Below are 22,197 nucleotides of genomic sequence, written 5' to 3' on the forward strand. Positions count from 1 at the left end.
GACAGCACGAACGCCTTTATAATATTGACAAGCTTTATGGCTTGGCTTTTGATTGTTAAGCCTTTTAAGGTGAGACAATAATTTTATAAATGCGGCGTGATGAACGGTTATCAGTGGTATGCATCAAGCTTGCTGAATTTACAGCAGCTTATACTTACCAAGGATTACTATGACTGACATCTTATCTGCTATCGCCGCTGAAAACGGCATCATCGACAGCACTGATACCCCAAACACCACTGCAACTGCTGATACCAATAATCAAGCGGCTACTACTGACGCTGCTGAAGAAAATAAAATCACTTTTAGCGACCTTGATATTGCCAAGCCAATTTTGACCGCGCTTGACCGCGTTGGCTATACCAACCCAACACCTATTCAAGAACAAGCCATTCCTTTTGCTCTAGCGGGTCGCGACTTATTATTGTCAGCGCAAACCGGTAGTGGTAAAACTGCGGCATTTGTTATCCCAGTACTTGACCGTTTAAGCCGTGCCACTAGCTTTGACAAATTAACCAAAGCCCTTATCTTAACGCCAACGCGTGAGCTTGCTCAGCAAGTACATGACAGCGTTCGTACCTATTCAAAAGACATGCGCGGTCTGTTCTGTGTGCCATTAGTCGGCGGCGCACCGTACAACGGTCAGATTACTGCGCTAAGAAAAGGCGTTCAAGTGATTGTTGCGACGCCTGGTCGTTTACTTGACCATATCAAAGCCGGTCGCGTTGATTTATCAAACCTTGAAGTGTTGGTACTTGACGAAGCTGACCGTATGCTAGACATGGGTTTTGCTGATGATATCAACGATATCTTGAAAGCGGCACCTGATAATCGTCAAACGATTATGTGTTCAGCGACTTGGGATGGCCCTGTTGGCAAGATTGCGGCGAGCTTCACCAAAAATCCTGAGCGCGTTTCAATCAAAGTTGAATCGGCGCATATCGAAGAAAAAGTATACTACTGTGATGATTTTGATCACAAAAACCGTTTGCTTGATAAAGTTGTTTGTGACAAAGATATGGAACAAATCATTATCTTTGCAGCGACCAAACGTAGTACAGAAAAATTGGCCAAACAGCTGCAAGAAGCGGGTCATAAAGCCAGTTTCCTACATGGCGATTTGCCGCAGAGCAAGCGTAACCGTATCGTACAAGACTTACGTAATGGCAAGGTTAAAATCCTAGTAGCGACCGACGTTGCTGCTCGCGGTCTTGATGTACCAGCGATCTCACACGTTATTAACTATGACTTGCCACGTCAAACCGAAGATTACGTCCACCGTATCGGTCGTTGTGGCCGTGCTGGTCGTACTGGTATTGCTATCAGCTTATGTAGCATGGATGATCGTCCACAGCTAAACGCTATCAATCGTTACTTAGATCGCAAAATGGAAGTCTGTGTCATCGAAGGTATGGAACCTAAGAAGACTTATGTACCGAGCGAAAACAAAGGTAATGGTCGTGGCCGTGGTCGCGGACGCTCTAACGGCGGTGGTCAAGGTCGTGGTCGTTCAGCAGGCGGTTATGCAGGTCGTTCAAACGGCGGCGGCAATGGTCAAGGCCGTGGTCGCTCAAGCGACAGCGCGCCGACTGGTCAACGCGCCAGCAATGACAGCGGTTATCAAGGCAAGCCAAGTGAGCGCTCAGGTGGCAAACCCTATCAAGGCAAACGCACAGGCGCGCCTAGCCGTGGTGACGGTACCAGCGCACCACGCGGCGATCGCGCTGCAACCGGTCGCGGTCGTCCAAGTGGCAGCCAAGGTCGCCCAGCGAATCGCTCTGACAGCCGTGGTCAAGGTCGTCCAACAGGCGGCAACCGTGGTAGAAACTCGTAATAACGTTATAATGAATGGTTAATAATGGCTTAAATAAATGTCATTATTAATCATATAGCGTCATATTAAAAAGCCAGATACTTGTTATCTGGCTTTTTTGTGCGTCAAAATACTTGTATGTTTCACTAATAAAAAGTCAACAATGCTATATCGTTGCTTGCGCGTCTTTTTCGCCTTGTCTATACTGACAGGCTTTTAATCATCGTGTGCTGCGGAGCTGTCTGATGCCCGATATTTCTCATTTAGCCATTGGTAATCTGCCGTTAGCCTTTGGCATTATCATGGCCATTATTGGTTTGGTGTTTTATACCCAAGGGCTGCCTGGTAAGTTTTGGCGCCGCTTTTATGCCGTACTGCCGGGTATTGTATTGTGCTGCTTTATTCCTGCAACCCTAAATAGCTTGGGTGTCTTTGCTGATGGTATTGGTTCACAGATTTATGGCTTTACCGCCACCTATCTGTTGCCAGCCAGTTTGCTATTGATGACCTTGTCGATGGATGTGCCAAAAATATTAGGTTTAGGCTGGAAAGCCATTGCGATGTTTTTTGCGGCTAGTATTGCCATTGTTATTAGTGGGCCGATTAGCTTAGGTATTGCCAAATGGATTTCGCCTGAGATGTTTAACGACGATACCTTATGGCGCGGGTTTTCAGCGGTCGCGGGTAGCTGGATTGGCGGGGCAGCAAACCAAGCGGCGATGAAAGAGCTGTTTGGCGTCAGTGATGATTTATTTGGCATGATGATTTTGGTCGATACCACCAATGCTTCATTATGGCTATTGGCGATTTTGGTTATGGCCAAGCACAGCGCGAAGATAGATAAGTTTTTACGGGCGGATAGCAGTAGTATTGATAAAGTGATTGCCGCGGTGGAAAGCTATGAGCGAGACCATGCGCGTCCTGCTACTATCAATGATTTGATGGTGATGTTTGGCTTGTGTTTTGCCATGGTCGGGGTGGCGCATTTCGCAGGCGGGCAGATAGCAGGCTTCTTTGCGCCTTATAGTTGGGCAGTACAATATAGCTTTGCCAGCTCGTTCTTTTGGATGGTGGTGATTATCACCTTAATAGGGGTGGTGTTTTCCTTTACCAAAATCCGCCGTCTTGACCATGTTGGCGCCTCCAAAATCGGTACGGTGTTTATCTTTGTCTTAATCGCCGCTATCGGCATGCAAATCAATCTAGCGGGCATTGTCTCGCAGTGGCGCTTACTACTCATTGGTCTACTATGGATGAGTATTCACGTTGTGATTGTTTTTGCGGTTGCTAGAATGATTCGTGCGCCATTCTTCTTTTTGGCAGTTGGCTCGAATGCCAATACCGGCGGCGCGTCATCAGCACCGATTGTCGCTACAGCATTTCATCCGTCACTGGCTCCAGTTGGCGTATTCTTGGGTATTTTAGGTTATGCCGTGGGCACTTTTGGTGGTTATATCAGTACCCAGATGATGCGGCTGGTGGTGGGGTGATAGCACTTAACTAAATGGTGGCGAAGTTTGGATTGTGGGCGCATCTGCTTAGTCAAAATATCGCCTCTAAGGTGATGCCATTTGCCTTAACTGGTGCCCGTGTTTGGGATGGCGTCTTCAGTGTTGTTTACAGGAGAGGTGGTCACATGGTGGAAGATGCTAGCGATGGTGCTTATCTTATCTGGGCTGGTATTGGCTAATATAAAGATAGGACTATGGAGAAAGGCGGTTCGTACCTAGTATTGAATAACGTATACAATTGGAGTTAGTAAGAATAGACAAAAAGAGCAGTGCCGCACATATGAGGCATTGCTCTTTTTTTATGCTAAACGCTTTATATCGCACTATGATAACTGTAAAAACAGGCTGCTTATCGTTACATCTGTACACTCACAGTCAAAAACTCTGCACACACAGTCCATCTATTTGACCAAAACCTCGCTATAGTGAAAAAGCTTGATCATTAGGATAGATGATAAGCCAGATAAAGCGCGCGCTGAAGGATAAGGATAAATGGTCATATAGACCGATATATTCTTTTATTTCGCCTATATAAACGCGCTGTTTCCGACCCAAATTTCTCGACAAGGAGTCTTTCATGAGCAACGCTCACCCTTCTATAGATCCCATTACCTTGTCTGTCGTACGTGGCGCCCTAGAAACGGCGCAGCGTGAGATGACAACCACCTTAGAAAAAACCGCCCGTTCGAGTGTCTTTAACTTAGCTCATGACTATAGTAATGCGCTGTTTGATCATCTGCCTGAGATGATTTTGCAAGGGCAAGACATTCCCATTCATTTAGGCTCACTGATGCCCGCCATGAAAGCCGTCGCCGAATATTATGGTGATGACATTCATGAAGGCGATGTGATTTATCATAACGATCCTGTGATGATGGGCAGCCATATCCTAGATTGCTGTATGTATAAGCCGGTGTTTTATAAAGGTGAGCTGGTCTTTTGGACGGTCTGTAAAGGTCATGTCACTGATATCGGTGGCCCTGTGCCAGCCGGCTATAACCCTGATGCCAAAGAGATATATGCCGAAGGCTTACGCATTCCGCCCATTAAGCTGTGGGAAAAAGGCGTCAAACGCCATGATGTCATTAATTTGCTGCACAGCAATATGCGCTCACGCCGTAATCAAGAAGGCGATCTCAATGCCCAGTACGGCGCGTGTGCCGTCGGTGAGCGTAATATGATTGCGCTGCTAGACAAATATGGCATTGAGACGGTACGTGGAGCGATTGAAGAGCTAAAGAGCATGGCTGACCATCATATGCGCTCGTTAATCTCGTCTATCCCAGATGGCGATTATCATGGCGAGGCGGTATTAGAAGACTCAGGTCATGGCTTGGGTGATATGACCATCAGCGCCGACATTGTCATCAAAGACAGTGATGTACATATTAAAATCACCAGTCCGCCGCAAGTCCCTTATTTTATCAACTCTTATGCTGGTAACTCGATGTCAGGAGTATTGCTTGGGCTAATGATGTTTGCCCAAGTAGAGCCGCCGTATAACGAAGGCTTATACCGCTGTGTGACCGTTGATTTGGGTGAGCATGGCACTTTATGTAATGCCAAAGAACCGGCGCCGCACGTCAACTGTACGACCACGCCGATGGAAACCTTAACCGATGCGGTACGTATGGCATTTGAAGCAGCGGCACCTGAGCGTGTTACCGCCTCTTGGGGGCATTCTTCAGGGATTAATATCGCTGGGATTGACCCAAAAACTGGCGAGCAATACGTCACCATAATTTTGGCGTCTATTATTTCAGGCGCAGGTGCTACACAACAAATGGATGGCTGGCATGCTTGTGGACCATTAAGCTGCTTTGGGGCGTTAAGCTCGGGAGATATTGAGCTGTTAGAGTACCAGTATCCTATCTTAATTCATAAGTATGGCTTGGCAGAAGACAGTGGCGGCTGTGGTACGGTTTGGGAAGTTGAGCCATTAGACCATACGATGACGGTTATTGCCTTTGGCGAAGGTCGTCAGCATCCTACTATGGGCGCTGGCGGCGCGGAACAAATCTCACCTGAGCTAAAAGTTGGGCGTCTAGAGATACTACATAAAGACGGGCAAACGGACTTATATAGAAAAAACACTGTTACGGAAATCACGCCGGGTGAACGCGCGCGCAATATCAATCCGGGTGGCGGCGGCTACGGCAGCTCATTTGATCGCGATATTCAAGCGGTCATCAAGGATGTAAAAGAAAGAATTATCTCAATTGCTGCGGCAAAGATTGAATACGGCGTGGTACTTGACCCAGAAACTCTGGCGCTCAATGAAGCTGAGACTGAGTACTTACGCCGCCAGATAACCGCATAAAACACACATTGAACTTTCATGATTGAGTTAAGGATGACTTATGAACAACGATTTTCGTATTGGCGTTGATGCTGGCGGGACTTTTACAGATTTTGTCTTGGCAGAAAAAACCGGTGATATTCATCTGTTTAAAGCACCATCAACCCCAGAGGATGGCACCCTAGCCATTGCCAATGGTCTCCAGCAAATTGCCAACAAATTTAACCGTCCTATCGAGGACATCATTCAAACCTGTGACTTGTGTATTAATGGTACGACCGTCGCCCTAAATGCGCTGATTCAGATGACAGGTGTGAAAGTAGGCTTGCTATGTACCAAAGGACATGAAGACAGTATCGAGATACGCTTAGGGCACAAAGAAGAAGGGCACCGCTACGATGCCAGTTACCCGCCAGCGCCGCAGATTGCCACGCGTGACCGCCGCTTTCCTATCCGTGGTCGTATCTTGGCAGACGGCAGCGAACACGAGCCGTTAAATGAGCAAGATATCCTCGATGCGATTGAAGTGTTAAAACAGCAAGACGTGCAAGCGGTTGCCATCTCTTTTGTGTGGTCTATCCGTAATACCGAGCACGAACAACGTGCCAAAGAGTTGATTGAGCAGCATATGCCGGGGGTGTTTGTCTGCTGCGGTAGTGAAGTATATCCGCAGATTAAGGAATATACGCGTACCTCAACGACACTGGTTAACGCCTATTTAAGCCCGGTTATGGCGTCTTATGTACATAAGATTGATGATTACTTTAAGGCACTCGGCGCTGAGCAGCCGGTCCGTTACTTTCAGTCGAATGGCGGGCTTGCGGTCGGTAACATCATGCGTGAACGCGCGGTTAATGCCATCAATTCAGGACCCGCATCAGCACCGCAAGTAGGACTGTATATTGCCAGCGCCTTTGGCATTGATAACATTATCACCGTTGATATGGGCGGGACGTCTTTTGATATCACGATGGCCAAATCTGGTCGAACGAGCCTAAACCGTGATATTGATTTTTTACGCAATCGTATTGGCGTGCCGATGATTCATGTTGAAACGCTGGGCGCGGGCGGCGGCTCTATTGGTCATGTAAATAACTTTGGGATGCTCGAGGTCGGTCCACAAAGTGCTGGCGCGACCCCAGGTCCTGCGTCTTATGGTAAAGGCGGTGAGTTACCAACGGTGACCGATGCTAATCTGGTGTTAGGTTACCTTGAGCCCGATGCCGTGCTAGGCGGATGCGTGACTTTGGATAAAGACAAAGCGCTGCAAGCGGTGCAAAAACACATCGCCGATCCATTAAAAATTGACTTGGCACATGCCGCCTTTGGTATCAGTGCCATCGTCAATCAAAACATGGCAAATGGTATTCGCCGTATTACCATTGAAAAAGGCTATGACCCTCGCGACTTTGCGCTTATTTGTGCAGGCGGCGCAGGTGGCATGCATATTGTCGATTTAGCAGAAGAAATGGGAATTGGTACTATTTTGATACCAAAGATTGCCTCTTGTCTTTGCGCCTTTGGTCAAATCATCTCTGATATTAAATATAACTATCTGGCCACGCAGATGATGATTATTGCGCCAGATTCAGAGCTACAGTCGCTTAATGCTACCTTACACGAGCTAGAAAGCCTAGGCGTACAAAAGCTGTTAGAAGATGGCTTTGCAGAAGATGATATCATCATCGAGCGTACCATGGAGATGCGCTACGTCGGGCAGGTGCATGAGTGTAATGTGCTGATACCCAATGGCAAGCTTGATGTCGATAGCGTGCAAACGATTTTGGAAGCCTTCCATCACCGTCATAAAGAGCTCTATACTTATGATGAGCGTGACAATAAGGTCGAGCTGGTCAATATCGAAGTCGCTGTCATCGGTAAAATCAGTAAGCCCAAACTACCAGAGCTTGCTAAGCAACAAGGTGATATCAGTCAAGCGCAAGTTGGCAGCCGTGAGATGATCATGGATCAAGAATACGAATGGATTGATACGCCTATTTATAATGGTGAAGAGTTTGGGGCAGGAGCATTGATTGCAGGTCCGGCGCTTATTCAAGAGCCAACCACTACGATTGTGATTAAAAAAGGCTGGCAAGCAGAATTGCATGAGACGGGCACTTATAAGCTAACCAAAGCCGCTTAGCTTGCTGTTTTTATCGTTATCGCTTTCTAGTTTTCCCATCAGGCATTAAATCTCATTTAATGCCTGATTTTATTTTTGATATCGTATTTAGTACGCATCATATTTAGAAATCCAGTCGTCATACAGGTATGATATAAAGGAGAACGACATTTTATTAGCTGGCATGATACCTAAATGCCTATCAATTTTGTGATAGCTATTTTTACACACAGAGTATTCAAGGATGAATGCAAAATTAACCCTTCCTTATGGTTACCTTCAACGCCTCCTATAAGCACGGCACAAACATTAGACGCGTTTGATTGGAAGCGCACCATCAATGACACCTATTTTGATCTCAATGTCAGCTTTCGCCAGCCAAGTCAGTTTTCTGGTTACTTGCAACACGCCAAGCTTTTGGATATTGGGGTATCGCATTATCATGCCAATACCGTCCATTATAAGCGCAGCTTAGCAAGCAATCAGTCTAGTCACGGCAATAGTAATAACCGTAGCGACGACAGTATTTTAATCACCTTTCCTGTGACCGGTAGCGTCCGTTTTGCGCAAAAAAACCGCCAATTAACCTCAAACCCGGGTCAGTTTTTTATTGAATTATCAAACTTACCTTATGAGTTTTATCACCTGCAAGAAGTATCGTTATATGTGATTAAGGTGCCTTTAGCGCTATTAAGCCCGCAAATGGGCACCATAGAGCGGCAGTTTGCCCGTAGCCTGTCTATTGATGAATGGGCTGGCAGGTTGCTGGTTTTTCAAATCAGACAGATATTAGAGCTGATTCAACAATATAGATTGGCGGCTTTAGAGATTAAAATCCTAGAGCAGCAGCTGCTTAACCTTATTATATTGGCATTGAGCGCCCCGAAAGATGTGGTGATGAGTAGCAGCTCATCCATACAGTCGGTACACCTAAAGCGCATCGAGCATTACGTCCATCTGCACCTAGAAAGCTCTACTTTAACCCCAGCGATGGTCGCTGCTGCTTGTCATATATCGGTCAGATACTTGCATAAGCTATTTGCTGAGTTGCCCTATAGTTTTTCGGAATGGGTAAAAGAACTGCGCTTAAAGCAAGCCAATCATATTTTAAAAACCAAAAGCTACGTAACCATCGATGAAGTGGCGCATAGAGTCGGTTATAGCGACCAAGGTTACTTTGCTCGTATTTATAAGCAGCATTTCGGTTATACGCCACGAGATACTCCAAGCATCGGCACAGGCACAGAATAGTCATTGTTATGTACTCTATCATGCAGTCGCTGTATGATTTACCTATTAAGAATAATAAGCACAGCGTAAGCATTTATTATATTGGGATTAGGATTGGGGGAGATCTGAGATGATTAACGTTATGAATGATGACGTGGCAAAAGTAGAGATATATGAAAGCGCTGATGGAAAGGCACAGGTAGACGTTCGCTTTGAGCAAGAGACTGTCTGGCTTACGCAAGCACAAATGTCTGAGCTGTTTGGTCGTGATCAATCAGTGATTTCGCGTCATATTGCCAATGCCATAAACGATGAAGAAATTGCTGAAAAAAGCAATATGCAAAAAATGCATATTGCAAATTCTGATCGCCCTGTGACGTTTTATGACTTAGATGTGGTTATCTCAGTAGGCTATCGCATCAAGTCCCCTCAAGGTGTGCAGTTTAGACGCTGGGCAACGCAGCGCTTACGTGAATACTTGGTCCAAGGCTACACGCTCAATCAAGAGCGCTTTGATAAAAATTCAAGCGAGCTACAACAAGCGTTAAATTTAATTCGAAAAACCGCGCAAAGTCCCGAGCTGAAAACCGATGAAGGTCGCGGCTTGGTTGAGATTATCAGCCGTTATACACAGACATTCTTATGGTTACAGCGCTATGATGAAGGCTTGCTTGACGATCCCGCAGGGCAAGAGGGCGGTATCTTACCCAGTCCAACTGAGGCAATGGCAGCGCTGACGGATTTGAAAGCACAGCTGATAGATAGAGGTGAGGCGACTGAGCTATTTGCCAAGCCTCGCGGTGATGGCTTGGACAGTGTGCTGGGTAATTTAGAGCAGACGGTGTTTGGCGCGCCTGCATACCCGACCATCGAGAGTAAAGCGGCGCATCTGCTGTACTTTATGGTCAAAAATCATCCTTTTACCGATGGCAATAAACGCAGCGGCGCTTTTCTGTTTGTAGATTTTCTGCATCGGAATAATCGACTGCTCAATGATAAAGGTGACATGGTCATCAATAACACCGGGCTTGCTGCTTTAACCTTGTTGGTTGCCGAGTCTGACCCTAACCAAAAAGAAACCTTGATTAAATTGATTATGAATATGTTGTCGTTAGAATCTTGATAAACAGGTTTATTGTCAGCACGATTTAACCCCTTAAAACGCATAACACCAATAATAAAAAGCACAATCTAACGCCAAAATTAAAGGAAACTCACTATGTTTAGCATCATAAAAGACTGGCGTGAGCAGCGCATATTAGACAACAGCGAGTTTACCCATGCTGACTGGCTGCAAGCGGCTAAGCGTATTGTGATACTTGATAGGCTAGATGAGGATGAGCTAATACGTCTGTTTGAGCTGGCGACGTTATTTTTGGCGGATAAGTCGATTACTGGCGCACAGGGTTTTGAGATTACCGACGCGGTCAAGCAATCTATCGCCTTACAAGCTTGCCTCCCTATTTTAAACCTAAACCTTGAGTGGTACGCTGGCTGGTCGGCCATTATTATTTATCCAGGTTCTTATAAAAGCGAAATCACCACTGTCGATGAGTTGGGGATTGTCCATGAGGGCAGTCAGCACCGTAGCGGAGAAGCGTGGCTGCGCGGGCCTGTCATTCTGTCATGGAAGGATGCCAAACACTCAGGCGAGCGCGATGGTCACAACGTGGTCATTCATGAGTTTGTGCATAAGCTTGATATGCTAAATGGTCGTGCCAATGGCTTTCCGCCGCTGCAACCTGATATGGATCCGGCGCACTGGACCAAGATTATGAGCCGAGACTTTGAGGATTTTCAAAGCCATCATAAATCAGGTCTCGACCGTTATGGCGCGACCAATCCAGCGGAGTTCTTCGCGGTACTCAGTGAAGTATTTTTTGAGACGCCGCAAAAGTTGATTGAGGCTTATCCTGATATTTACGACATAATGGTGAAGTTTTTTCGCCAAACGCCGCTCTAGGGCGTGTCCTCATTTTAAAAATGGTGATAAAAATGAGATAAATTGCCGTCAAACGAGGAAAATAGCGCAAATAATATCGAGATATTAGTCAGCTATTTGACGATGTTTGATAAAATTTAGCCATTTTTAGCCCATTTAGATACAAGCGCTTGAATTGAGGACACGCCCTAATCAAAAGTGAATATATAGCAATAAAAGCAAATAAAAAGGGCAGTGTATTGACTTAATCACACTGCCCGTTATTGATTTTTACGACTGTAAGCAATTGTTTTTATAGATAAGAATTGCTTAAACCGTCCATTGTTCATTGACGATAGCGACCAAATAGCGCTTGCCTTGGTACTCATCAAACACTAAGCGTAGGATACGCCAATCCATACCAGAGTATTGCTCTGAGCCTTTATGGTAAAACTCAACAAACTCAGAATTGGGATAAATTTCTTTTAAATTATTAATCATATTGCCGCTGTGCTTAAACTCGTTAACGCTGATACTGGCATTGTTATAGGTATCGCCATCGACCCATGTTTCCAAGTATTCTGGGAGCGGAATCACTAACGGCTCACCAGACCCATCACGTTCACCCCAAGTAAAGCGGATTTTGGCTTGTTGTAAGTACTGCGCGAATTGTTCACGGCTAAAGACTTTATCAGTCTCAGGGCGCACATAGGCATACATGGAAAAACGCACGCCGCGCGTCGGATGAATGTCGTTGGTAATGCGCGCAAAGTCGTTGTTCGCTAGGGCTCGCTGGATACGTAAAGCTTGCTGCTTAAGCGTTTGCTGGCTCATATCGGAGACAACGGGTGCTGAGGTGTTGCCATTTTGTTGGCTGGGTATTTTGACGCTAGACTCAGCGGAAGATGAGCAGCCAGTCGCGAAAAGTATGGAAGCAAAGCACGCAGCAGTGGTTAATTTATACAAACCTGACTGAAAAATATTAAAACGAGATGATGCCTTCATAAAAATATCCTTATCGTAGCTTATTAAAATTAGAATAGCTTGAAACCTAGGTTATTACTGGTTTACATCGGTGTTCGCTTATCAGTAGCGATTATTTATCAATAGTACTCATAACTGCCTAAAGTTGATAATGTTGCTGTGTAAACGGGGTTTTGGTTTGAAAGCTTAATTGACATAATAATAGCGTAAAATGATGGTTTATATTTCTTTTTATGAATATAATACATAGTATATTGTAGCCGATGGTGAGCGCCATGCAGAAAACCATATTTTCTATCATGATGTTAATCATAGGGTTTTTTGCCATATCTGCGACCGCCAATCTAACAGAAGCCTTGCAGACGACGTTTGCCATGAAAGTCACGACCATCGCAGATATGTACCAACAAGATATCGATAATCAGGGTCAGGATTATCCAGTGGTTTTGCACCAATATGGCAGCCCAGAGCTAAAAGCGGCCATGGATCTTGAGCGGGATTATTTTGATAGAGAGCAAATGTCTTGTCATATCGGTTATGATGTTTTATGGAGTTCGCAAGATCCTGATTATGAGCAAGATAAGCAATTTGCAGTGACCGAGCAAGGATTGGTGCAAGTCAGTTTGGCACAAGGCGATGATGTGTATTATGAACTGTCATGTAAAAGCGTTGGTCATGACGTGGCTTGCCAAGTGACGGATGTCATCCTAGATAAGGATGGAAAATCTTTACGCGAGTATTTGCTAGAGCATTGTCGTTAGCTGGCGCTGAGGTTTTAAATGAATTTTAAAGTCGGTGCTGGTATTAATATTAAATGCGAAGATGAATATTGTAGATATTTAAGTTTGGCTGGAAACGAACGACAGTTATGACAGGTGAAGTTAGATAAAAATGTTGTGTACATAACTCTTAAGACCGTTGGTCTGTTTTCGCATAATGTATATTATGTTAAATAGACAATACCTGATGATAAGCTCATGGAATCATCATTATATGATAAACCCTTATTAAGGTTGGTTGATGATTGATTAATTCTCATACCTACTAACTATTCATAAAGTCATCTTCATCAACATCCTCGTTTGATTGTAGTACAACTCGATATATCTAATGATATTGGTAATAGCGGCAAACCTTGTTTTATAGTCTTGGTAATATACTAGTTCGTTCTTCAATATGCCCCAGAAGCTTTCTATGGGTGCGTTGTCAAAGCAGTTACCTTTAGCGCTCATTGAGCTTGTAAAGTGAGGCTGCTTGATGATCTTATGGTACGCGTGGCTACATACTGGCTGCCTATTTTAGAGTGAACGACTAGCCCTTTACTGGGTCGTTTGTTCTTGATGGCCATGTTCAATACTTTGCATACTAGATCTGCTGTCATGCGTTTGATGATGGCGTAACCGACAAGCTCTTTAATGTATAAGTCTTTAACGCCTGCTAAATACAGCCAACCTTCATTTGTCCAGATATAGGTGATGTCATGGCCTTGCTCGGTGAGTGTTGCATGCAAACGTTCATAACCATAACGTTTTTTACTTTCACTGTGAGCGGCTTTAACTAGTAGCTCACAATGGTTGCGATGTATCTGCTGCTCGCTGATATCGCGACTACTCCAGTCGTAATAGCTTGATGGTTTGACGCTTAACACACGGCACATAGAGACGATACTAAAGACCTGTCTATTAGTTTTTATAAAGGCGTACTTTACTAGCTGTGCTTGGCAAAGTACGCCGTCGCCTCACTCGAGCATAGCTCTCCCCTTGCGTCGGGGCGAAGCAATGCTCCGCTTTATCCCTCCTCATTTAATATCTCTCGCTCTTCTTCAGCAACTTTAAGTTGTCGCTTGAGCTACTTTATTTCTTGAATAGCTGCCATAAGATCAGGTTCATATTGCTGAGTGCTGATAAGCTTGCCTTGATTGGCTTTATTGTGCTAATTAGATAAGGTCTGCATGGCGATGCCAAGCTGCTTTGCGGTCGCTGAGATATTGCCATTATTGTCTGCTATCTTCTTGACTGCCTCGGCTTTAAATTCGTCACAGTAGGTTCTTACTTTCTTGGTCATGATAAACTCCGATTAATACGCTTAGTTTACCAAATTTACCTCTACGGTTTCTTCAGCATAGCTCAAACCATTTTTTAGTAGTCATGGTGTTTAGTCGCACGCCTTCGCCTTTGACGTATATCATCCTAAGCACATATTAGGCATCAGCATCACCTTGATTAGCTTCGCGTTGAACTTGGCTAAAATCAGTAACCATAGCTGACACAGACAGCATCGCTGCTGCTAAAAAAGGATATATTTACGTGTTAAAGAGGTTTTAGGGAGGGTCATAGCAGATTTCTATAGATAGTTTTTTGGAACTTAAACTTATGTATTATTCTCATGATAGCAGAGCTATTTTCGAGCACTCGAACCGATGACTTTTTTTGCATGAAAACCATTTAACGTAACATCTCTAGGAAGAAGCTCAGTCTGCTAGTGAGGACTTGAGTCTTAGGCTATGCATTTATGGATTTATATCAAAAACAGTTTAGGGCGTGTCTTCAATTCAATCGATGGACATCTAAATGGGCTAAAAATGGCTAAATTTTGCCAAACTTCATCAAATAGCTAGGTAATATCCCGATATTAACGGCGCTATTTTCCTTGTTTGACTACAATTTATCTAATTTTTATCACCATTTTTAAAATGAAGACACGCCCTAGTATCTAAAACACTTACCAAACAGTTTTTCCTATCTTACCTCACCTTTACTGATCTTGTGTATAAGTGATAAAATAAAGTCCAAAACGTTATTCGACGTTTGATTTATTTGTTAATTACATAGGTATGTAATGATGGACGCCTAGTTTTAACTGGTCGTCCATCATTGCATGCCAATCTGCTTTTATATAAACAGGTGGTTCCGCTCATGGAAAAATTCATAGCTATTATTATGGCGGTTTTTGCCGCACCTTTGCTTATTGGAGGTACCTACTTACTCTCGTTAGGCGGTAGCGCTTACTATGTTATTGCTGGCATTACGATGCTTGTCACAGCATTCTTGCTATTTAAAAGACATTGGAGCGCCTATGGGCTCTATACTATTTTTATTATAGCGACCCTGGCTTGGGCGCTTTGGGAATCTGGGTTTTATTGGTGGGCACTGGCAACTCGCTTGGGCTTTCCGCTGATATTTGGTTTATTAATGTTATTGCCATGGGTATCTAACAAGATGCAGGGTAATAAAACTCGAGTATCAAAGAGCTCTGATAAAAATTTAGTTGCTAATGGTGCATCGAGCTTACATTCCGAAAATCTTATTACAACTCCCTTCAAAGACGCCAAAAATAACTCAAAAAACCCTATTTATTATTGGGGATTGCTGGCTAGTGTGGTTGTGGGCGCACTGATCTCTTTTGGTAGTATGGCTAATAATGCCACCGATAAGTTAGGTGAACTCAATTTAACTGCCAAAGATGGTGCTGATCAAAATTCAACACCTACAAATCTTGGTGTTCCGTTATCAAATGGCGAGCAAACGCCAGAGGGTGAGTGGAGCGCGTATGGTGGTACTGACTATGGGCAGCGCTACTCGCCTCTGACTCAAATCACCACTGATAATGTCAAAGACTTAGAGCTTGCTTGGCAAATTCAAACAGGTGATGTCAAAGGTCCTAATGATATCGGTGAGACCACCTATCAGGCAACTCCTTTAAAGATTGGCAATGCCCTATATATGTGCACTCCACACAACTGGGTATTAGCTTTGGACGCAGACTCTGGTCAAACATTATGGAAGTTTGACCCCAAAGTAGGAAAAAATCTACAACGCCAACATCAAACGTGTCGAGGCGTGTCCTATTATGCAGGTCAAGCTGGTACTGATAGTATTTCTCCAGTTGTTAATGATGAGACAAATAGTAATAATGCCATCAATGGCGCAAATACCAATAATGCAGCTGTGACTAACACAACTATCAAGACCGGCCATACACCAGTTCAGAAAGTAGCTGGTAATACCTTTGAAAACGCGTCTAAGCAATGCGATGCAAAAATATTTATTCCAACTTCCGATGCTAAGTTATATGCACTTGACCCAAATACTGGGCAACGTTGTCAAGATTTTGGTAAAGATGGTGTTTTAGATTTAATGCACAATATGCCATTTAAACAAGCGGGTTATTATTATTCAACGTCGCCTCCGATAGTGGTAGGCAATACGATTGTGGTGGCAGGTGCCGTTAATGATAACTACGACGTCAATTCACCTTCTGGTGTTATTCGTGCGTATGATGTCAATACTGGCGAGCTACTATGGAACTGGGATTCAGGAGATCCTGATAACACAGCGCCTTTCGATGTCAATGATCCAACTCAGATGTACAAAACCAGTTCACCAAACTCATGGGCGATCGCCAGCGCTGATGAAGAACTTGGTTTGGTCTATTTCCCTATGGGTAATCGTGTACCGGATCAATTAGGCAGCTATCGAACCGCAGATGAAGAAAAATATGCGACGTCTGTTGTCGCTTTAGACATTAAAACAGGTAAAGCGCGCTGGGTTCAACAATTTGTTCACCATGATCTTTGGGATATGGACACGCCAGCTCAGCCAAGCTTACTTGACTTAAAAACCAAAGAAGGTGTTCAGCCTGCACTGGTTGTTCCCACCAAACAAGGCGATGTGTATGTATTGAATCGCGCAACAGGCGAGCCAATCGTACCGATCAAAGAACGCGCCGCGCCGCAAGGTTACTTGGTTGCAGGTGAACATGCCGCTCCAACGCAACCTTACTCTGGTTTGAGTTTTGAGCCGCCGATGTTGAAAGAAAAAGACATGTGGGGCGCTAGCCTCATTGATCAGATGATGTGCCGTATTGAGTTTAACCAACTCAATTATGATGGTCGTTATACACCACCATCGACGAATGGCAGTTTGGTCTATCCTGGTAACTTCGGTACCTTTAACTGGGGCGGCCTCGCCGTTGATCCTGAAAATGGCGTAATGTTTGGTATGCCAACTTATTTGGCATTTACATCAAAACTCATTCCTAGAGACAATCTTGGTGAGGGAGAAACCAATACAGGAGAGCAAGGAGTTAATGAAAATAAAGGTGCAGATTACGCGGTAGAGCTGGGACCATTTTTATCACCGTTAGGCATTCCTTGTCAGCAACCACCATGGGGCACAATAGCGGGTGCTGACCTAGCAACCGGTGAGATTGCCTATCAACGTAGAAACGGTACCGTGCAAGATTTGTCCCCTATTCCATTGAAGTTTGAGCTGGGTGTTCCTGGTATTGGCGGACCCATCATCACAAAAGGAGGCGTAGCATTTTTGTCAGCGGCTACTGAAAACAACTTCCGCGCCTATGATTTAAAAAATGGCGATGTATTGTGGAATGTTCGTATTCCAGCAGGTGGCCAAGCGACGCCTATGACTTATCTAAATTCTAAAGGTGAGCAGATGGTCGTATTGGTAGCTGGTGGACATGGTTCAGTTGGTACTACTATTGGGGATTATGTTATGGCTTATAAACTTGCTGACAAAGCCAAGTAACATCATACCTGTTTAATGAAGCGGTAATGATTTGATTCATTGCCGTTTTATTACTAAGGCATATATCCAATTTACCTTACAATGAACAGTGGTATATGCCAAGATAAGTATAGTTTGATTACTACTGTTAGACTGCGTAACTAAAATGTTTCCCGTCTTTTTACAGATTTGACAGCAGGGGCTAGATTAGAATACCATTAAAGATTCTTTTTACTAATCTTACTTATTAGCTAGTGAGATCTTTCCGGAGTAATCCTATGCAATGGACTAAACCAGCTTTTCAAGATATCCGTATCGGTTTCGAAGTCACTATGTATTTTGAAGCGCGTTAAAATTTACTAGACTTAAATACATTAAAAGCCCTAGATGATTAGGGCTTTTATTTTTTTGGAAATATTGATTTATGTATATTCACGTTTTAGGCTCAGCGGCTGGTGGTGGTTTTCCACAGTGGAATTGCAATTGCTATAATTGTCATGGTGTTCGTCAAGGCACAATTGAAGCAAAGACCCGCACCCAGTCTTCGATAGCCATATCAGAGAATGGCATAGATTGGATTTTATTCAACGCGTCACCTGATATTCGTCAGCAATTATTTGAATTTAAGGCGGCACAGCCAGCACGTAACCTGAGAGATACAGGCATCACGAATGTGGTTTTGATGGACAGTCAGCTTGACCATACGACTGGGCTATTGACCCTGCGAGAAGGGTGTCCGATTCCTGTTTGGTGTACTGAGATGGTCTACCAAGATCTCACGACAGGGTTTCCTATTTTCAATATGTTGAAACACTGGAATGGTGGCCTGCAATATCACCAAATTGATCCGAAACAGACCTTTAATATTGAAGGTTTTAGCAATTTAGAATTGACGCCTTTGGTGATTAGAAGCTCGGCACCACCCTACTCGCCACATCGTAATAACCCCCATGATGGCGATAATATTGCGCTGATTGTAAAAGACTTAAAAACGCAAAAACAACTCTTTTACGCGCCAGGTTTGGGCAAAATTGACGATGATATTATGCAGATTATGGAAGCCTCTGATTGTGTGATGATTGATGGCACTTTATGGACTGACAGTGAGATGCAAGAATGCGGTGTCGGTACAAAAACAGGCCAAGACATGGGGCATTTACACATTAGTGGTGAAGATGGATCACTGCACTATTTAGATCAGCTCAAAAACATTCGTAAGGTATTGGTCCACATTAATAACACCAACCCAATATTGAATGAACAATCTGAACAGGCTGCAACATTGAAACAACACGGTGTTGAAGTGGCGTTTGATGGTATGCAGATTGAATTGTAAGGCGACAGCAAAATGAAGATAATGCAAGAAGAAAAAATAGCCCTAAGCGTAGAGGCCTTTGAACAAGCGATTATGGCTAAAGGTCAGTATTACCATATTTACCACCCTTTTCATATCATGATGCATGAAGGACAAGCGACCCAACAGCAGATTCAAGCGTGGGTCGCCAACAGATTCTATTATCAAATCAATATTCCCTTGAAAGATGCGGCAATCATGGCGAATTGCCCCGATCAGCGGGTGCGTCAAGAGTGGATTCAGCGCATGATTGATCAAGATGGCGTGTATCCTGATGGTGGCGGTCGTGAAGCATGGTTGAGTCTGGCAGAAGCGGTTGGTCTTAGCCGCGAACAAGTGATTTCTGAAGAATTGGTGTTGCCGGGTGTACGTTTTGCAGTCGATGCTTATGTAAATTTTGCGCGTCGTACCTCATGGCGAGAAGCAGCCAGCAGCTCACTGACAGAGCTTTTTGCCCCGCAGATTCATCAATCGCGCTTAGAGTCTTGGCCAAAACATTATCCTTGGATTAAAGAGCAAGGTTATACCTATTTTCGCTCGCGCTTAAGTCAGGCCCGCCGCGATGTTGAGCATGGCCTAACCATTACGCTCGACTCATTCAAAACAGTTGAACAACAAGAGCGTATGTTAGAGATTCTACAATTTAAACTGGATATTTTGTGGACCATTTTGGATTCTTTGAGCTTGGCCTATGTCCATAATCAAGCCCCTTACCAAAGCGTCACTGATGATAATGTCTGGCATAAAGGATTGTTCAAATGAGTTTACCTGAACTAGATCACTCTATCGTCCCAGTATGGCGTCATGGTTATCGCTTTCAGTTTGAGCCTGCACAGAACGCTTATGTGTTGCTGTATCCTGAAGGGATGATCAAATTAAATGAGAGTGCCAGCATCATCGGTCAACACATTGATGGTCAAGCGTCCATTGCTGATATTATTAAAAAGGTGAAGGCTATGTTTGGTGATATACCTGAAATCGAGCAAGACATTATCGAATATATGTTGGTGGCTCAACGTGAACATTGGATTGATTTAGTATGACTGCACCCGTCGGACTGCCGCTATGGTTACTCGCTGAGTTGACCTATCGTTGCCCCTTACAATGCCCGTATTGCTCCAATCCCATTGACTATGCTCAGTACAAAGAAGAGCTGACGACAAAGGAATGGTTTGATGTGTTTGATCAGGCGCGGCAAATGGGCGCGGTGCAGCTTGGGTTTTCTGGCGGTGAGCCACTGGTGCGTCAAGACTTAGAAGAAATGGTCGCTTATGCGCACAAGCAAGGTTTTTATACCAACCTCATCACCTCAGGTATGGGACTTACTGAAGCTAGAATCGCGAGTCTAAAAGAAGCAGGCCTTCAGCATATCCAAATCAGTTTTCAAGCCAGTGATCCATCGGTAAACAATCTCTTGGCAGGTTCGAAACATGCTTTTGAGCAAAAGTATGAGATGTCACGTCTGGTCAAACAATACGACTATCCGATGGTGCTTAACTTTGTGATTCATCGGCAAAACATTGATCAGATTGACCAGATTATTGATCTGTGTTTAGAGCTGGAAGCGGATACGGTCGAGCTGGCTATTTGTCAGTTTTATGGTTGGGCTTTTGAAAACATAGAGGGTTTGCTACCAACCAAAGCGCAAGTAGTCAGTGCAGAACGCATTACCAATGAATATCGTGAAAAAATTGAAGAACGTGGTATCAAATGCAAACTTATTTTCGTAGTGCCTGACTATTATGAAGAACGTCCGAAACCTTGTATGGATGGTTGGGGCAAGATTTTCTTAACAGTAGCACCTGATGGCACAGCGCTACCTTGCCATGCTGCCAGACAAATGCCAATACAGTTCCCTAACGTACGCGATACCCAGCTGTCAGATATCTGGTATGAGTCTGCGAGTTTTAACCAGTTTCGCGGTGACGATTGGATGCCCGACATCTGCCAAAGCTGCCCAGATAAAGAGCGGGATTACGGTGGCTGTCGTTGCCAAGCGTTTATGCTGACTGGAGATGCAAAAAACGCCGATCCTGTGTGTGGCAAATCACCTTATCATTATCTGATCGAGGAAGCGCGTATCAATAGCGAGACGCCTGTACCTTTTGAGGAATTGCGTTTTCGTAACCCTAAAAACTCTAAGCGGCTAAGTAACAAACAGCTGAATGAAGAACAACTGATACCTACTCGTACGGTAACGGATTGAATATGAACGCTCAACCTGTAATATTTGATGGACATAATGATCTGTTAACTCGCCTGTGGCTGAGTTCAGCTGTCGATCCTGTGCACGATTTCATTTATGGCACGTTACCGGGACATTTGGATTTACAACGTTGTCAGAAAGCGGGATGGATGGGCGGATTATTTTCTATTTTCCTGCCGCCCTACGCTTATGTGAAAAACAACCATCCTGACAAGTTAGCCAATCCATCACATTCAGACTTCACTCCGCAAGAAATCGTCGATATCTGCTGTGCGCAATTAGCACTTGCACAGCAATTACAGGCAAGATCTGATGGTCAAATCCAGATTTGTACTTCATTAGAACAAATCCAAGCTTGTCAGCAGAATAAGCAACTGGCCATCGTTTTGCATTTGGAAGGTGCTGAGTTTTTGGCTATACAGCCTGAACTGCTGGATGTGTTTTATGATGCAGGTCTTAGAAGTATAGGGCCACTCTGGAATAGAAAAAGCCTCTTTGGTGATGGCTTAAATGCCTCCTTTCCTCATTCTCCCGATACAGGATCTGGTCTCACGGATCAAGGTAAAGACCTCATTTTAAAGTGTCGTGAAAAACATATGCTAATCGATGTGTCGCATATGAATGAGCGTGCTTTTTGGGATACGTTAGAGATTATTGATCAGCCCATTGTCGCGACACACTCTAATGCACACGCGTTATGTCAGCAAGCAAGGAATTTGACTGACCAGCAACTGGCTGCCATTAAACAAAGCGGTGGTATGGTTGGGGTGAACTTTGATGTTGCATTTCTTCGTGCTGACGGTCAACGCAACACGCAAACTTCAGTTGATGTGATTGTCGATCATCTTGATTATCTAGTTGACCATTTAGGCGAAGATCACGTCGGTTTTGGCTCTGATTTTGATGGTTGTCTATTGCCAGATGAGTTATCTGATATCAGTCAAATCTCTATGCTGATTGAGCACATGCAACAACGACATTTCTCCGATCCACTCATTGAAAAGATTACGTCAAAGAATTGGTTCACTGTGCTGGATAGGATATGGCAGTGATAATCGAGCTTTTTGAGAGGCAATATTTTTTTCTAACATCTTGTCTCAATTGCTGCCTAATTAATAGACTGTAGTGGCATAATCAAGCATCTGTTTCACCAAGTTACATACGGGTCGTCTCGATAGCTGGTAGCTGACTGACCCCTACCGTCAAATCCGTATAAAAAAATTCGGGAGATT

The 22,197-nt window shown here is 44.2% G+C and carries 16 protein-coding genes and 1 pseudogene; 15 read left to right on the forward strand and 2 right to left on the reverse strand.

What is annotated here, in order from left to right; all coding sequences use genetic code 11:
- The first annotated feature begins 169 nt into the window (after nt 1–169).
- The 7 genes from RAH45_RS06370 (at nt 170) to RAH45_RS06400 (ending at nt 10,938) form a co-directional block, all read left to right on the forward strand.
- Entirely contained in the window at nt 170–1,834 is a 1,665-nt protein-coding gene (locus tag RAH45_RS06370; protein ID WP_191689842.1) for a DEAD/DEAH box helicase CsdA, read from the forward strand.
- Nucleotides 1,835–2,058: 224 nt separating this feature from the next.
- Entirely contained in the window at nt 2,059–3,303 is a 1,245-nt protein-coding gene (locus RAH45_RS06375) for a DUF819 family protein (RefSeq protein WP_289048851.1), read from the forward strand.
- A 598-nt stretch (nt 3,304–3,901) separates the two neighbouring features.
- Nucleotides 3,902–5,644 carry a caprolactamase subunit beta gene (locus tag RAH45_RS06380; RefSeq protein ID WP_306495864.1) on the forward strand — a complete coding sequence of 581 codons (1,743 nt, stop codon included), beginning with the start codon at nt 3,902–3,904 and terminating at the stop codon, nt 5,642–5,644.
- A gap of 40 nt (nt 5,645–5,684) precedes the next feature.
- A complete protein-coding gene (locus tag RAH45_RS06385) occupies nt 5,685–7,766 on the forward strand; it encodes a caprolactamase subunit alpha (RefSeq protein ID WP_306495866.1) in 2,082 nt (693 codons plus the stop codon).
- A gap of 174 nt (nt 7,767–7,940) precedes the next feature.
- The gene (locus RAH45_RS06390) at nt 7,941–8,996 is read left to right on the forward strand and encodes a helix-turn-helix transcriptional regulator (RefSeq protein ID WP_306495867.1); all 1,056 of its coding nucleotides are present in this window, start codon (nt 7,941–7,943) and stop codon (nt 8,994–8,996) included.
- A gap of 109 nt (nt 8,997–9,105) precedes the next feature.
- Nucleotides 9,106–10,098 carry a virulence RhuM family protein/type II toxin-antitoxin system death-on-curing family toxin gene (gene rhuM / locus RAH45_RS06395; RefSeq protein WP_288726927.1) on the forward strand — a complete coding sequence of 331 codons (993 nt, stop codon included), beginning with the start codon at nt 9,106–9,108 and terminating at the stop codon, nt 10,096–10,098.
- A gap of 96 nt (nt 10,099–10,194) precedes the next feature.
- Complete coding sequence (locus RAH45_RS06400; RefSeq protein WP_191689832.1) at nt 10,195–10,938, forward strand: M90 family metallopeptidase; 744 nt, start codon at nt 10,195–10,197, stop codon at nt 10,936–10,938.
- 288 nt (nt 10,939–11,226) lie between these two features.
- Here RAH45_RS06400 and RAH45_RS06405 read toward each other — a convergent pair whose 3' ends face one another.
- Nucleotides 11,227–11,901 (reverse strand): hypothetical protein, encoded by a 675-nt coding sequence (locus tag RAH45_RS06405; protein ID WP_191689830.1) that lies wholly within the window; start codon nt 11,899–11,901, stop codon nt 11,227–11,229.
- Between the two features lie 254 nt (nt 11,902–12,155).
- Here RAH45_RS06405 and RAH45_RS06410 point away from each other — a divergent pair, with 254 nt between their 5' ends.
- Nucleotides 12,156–12,641: a hypothetical protein gene (locus RAH45_RS06410; RefSeq protein ID WP_306495868.1), complete on the forward strand. Its 486-nt coding sequence runs from the start codon at nt 12,156–12,158 to the stop codon at nt 12,639–12,641.
- Between the two features lie 312 nt (nt 12,642–12,953).
- Here RAH45_RS06410 and RAH45_RS06415 read toward each other — a convergent pair.
- Nucleotides 12,954–13,944 (reverse strand): annotated as a pseudogene (locus RAH45_RS06415) (IS3 family transposase); the annotation flags it as partial.
- Between the two features lie 851 nt (nt 13,945–14,795).
- Between RAH45_RS06415 and RAH45_RS06420 the strand changes: the two are divergent.
- The 7 genes from RAH45_RS06420 to RAH45_RS06450 all read left to right on the forward strand — a co-directional run bounded on the left by RAH45_RS06420 (nt 14,796) and on the right by RAH45_RS06450 (nt 22,017).
- The gene (locus RAH45_RS06420; protein WP_306495869.1) at nt 14,796–17,426 is read left to right on the forward strand and encodes a membrane-bound PQQ-dependent dehydrogenase, glucose/quinate/shikimate family; all 2,631 of its coding nucleotides are present in this window, start codon (nt 14,796–14,798) and stop codon (nt 17,424–17,426) included.
- 257 nt (nt 17,427–17,683) lie between these two features.
- The gene (gene pqqA, locus RAH45_RS06425; protein ID WP_082894360.1) at nt 17,684–17,758 is read left to right on the forward strand and encodes a pyrroloquinoline quinone precursor peptide PqqA; all 75 of its coding nucleotides are present in this window, start codon (nt 17,684–17,686) and stop codon (nt 17,756–17,758) included.
- 71 nt (nt 17,759–17,829) lie between these two features.
- A complete protein-coding gene (gene pqqB, locus RAH45_RS06430; protein WP_306495870.1) occupies nt 17,830–18,741 on the forward strand; it encodes a pyrroloquinoline quinone biosynthesis protein PqqB in 912 nt (303 codons plus the stop codon).
- Between the two features lie 21 nt (nt 18,742–18,762).
- Complete coding sequence (pqqC, locus tag RAH45_RS06435) at nt 18,763–19,521, forward strand: pyrroloquinoline-quinone synthase PqqC (protein WP_102076859.1); 759 nt, start codon at nt 18,763–18,765, stop codon at nt 19,519–19,521.
- Nucleotides 19,518–19,802 (forward strand): pyrroloquinoline quinone biosynthesis peptide chaperone PqqD, encoded by a 285-nt coding sequence (gene pqqD, locus RAH45_RS06440; protein WP_068407047.1) that lies wholly within the window; start codon nt 19,518–19,520, stop codon nt 19,800–19,802. The genes pqqC and pqqD overlap by 4 nt, the downstream gene beginning before the upstream one ends.
- A complete protein-coding gene (pqqE, locus tag RAH45_RS06445) occupies nt 19,799–20,965 on the forward strand; it encodes a pyrroloquinoline quinone biosynthesis protein PqqE (RefSeq protein ID WP_087815439.1) in 1,167 nt (388 codons plus the stop codon). Before pqqD ends, pqqE begins: the two co-directional genes overlap by 4 nt.
- Nucleotides 20,966–20,967: 2 nt before the next feature.
- Entirely contained in the window at nt 20,968–22,017 is a 1,050-nt protein-coding gene (locus RAH45_RS06450) for a dipeptidase (RefSeq protein ID WP_087815437.1), read from the forward strand.
- Nucleotides 22,018–22,197: the final 180 nt, after the last annotated feature.

It is taken from the genome of Psychrobacter sp. van23A, assembly GCF_030845275.1.
GTDB lineage: Bacteria > Pseudomonadota > Gammaproteobacteria > Pseudomonadales > Moraxellaceae > Psychrobacter > Psychrobacter faecalis.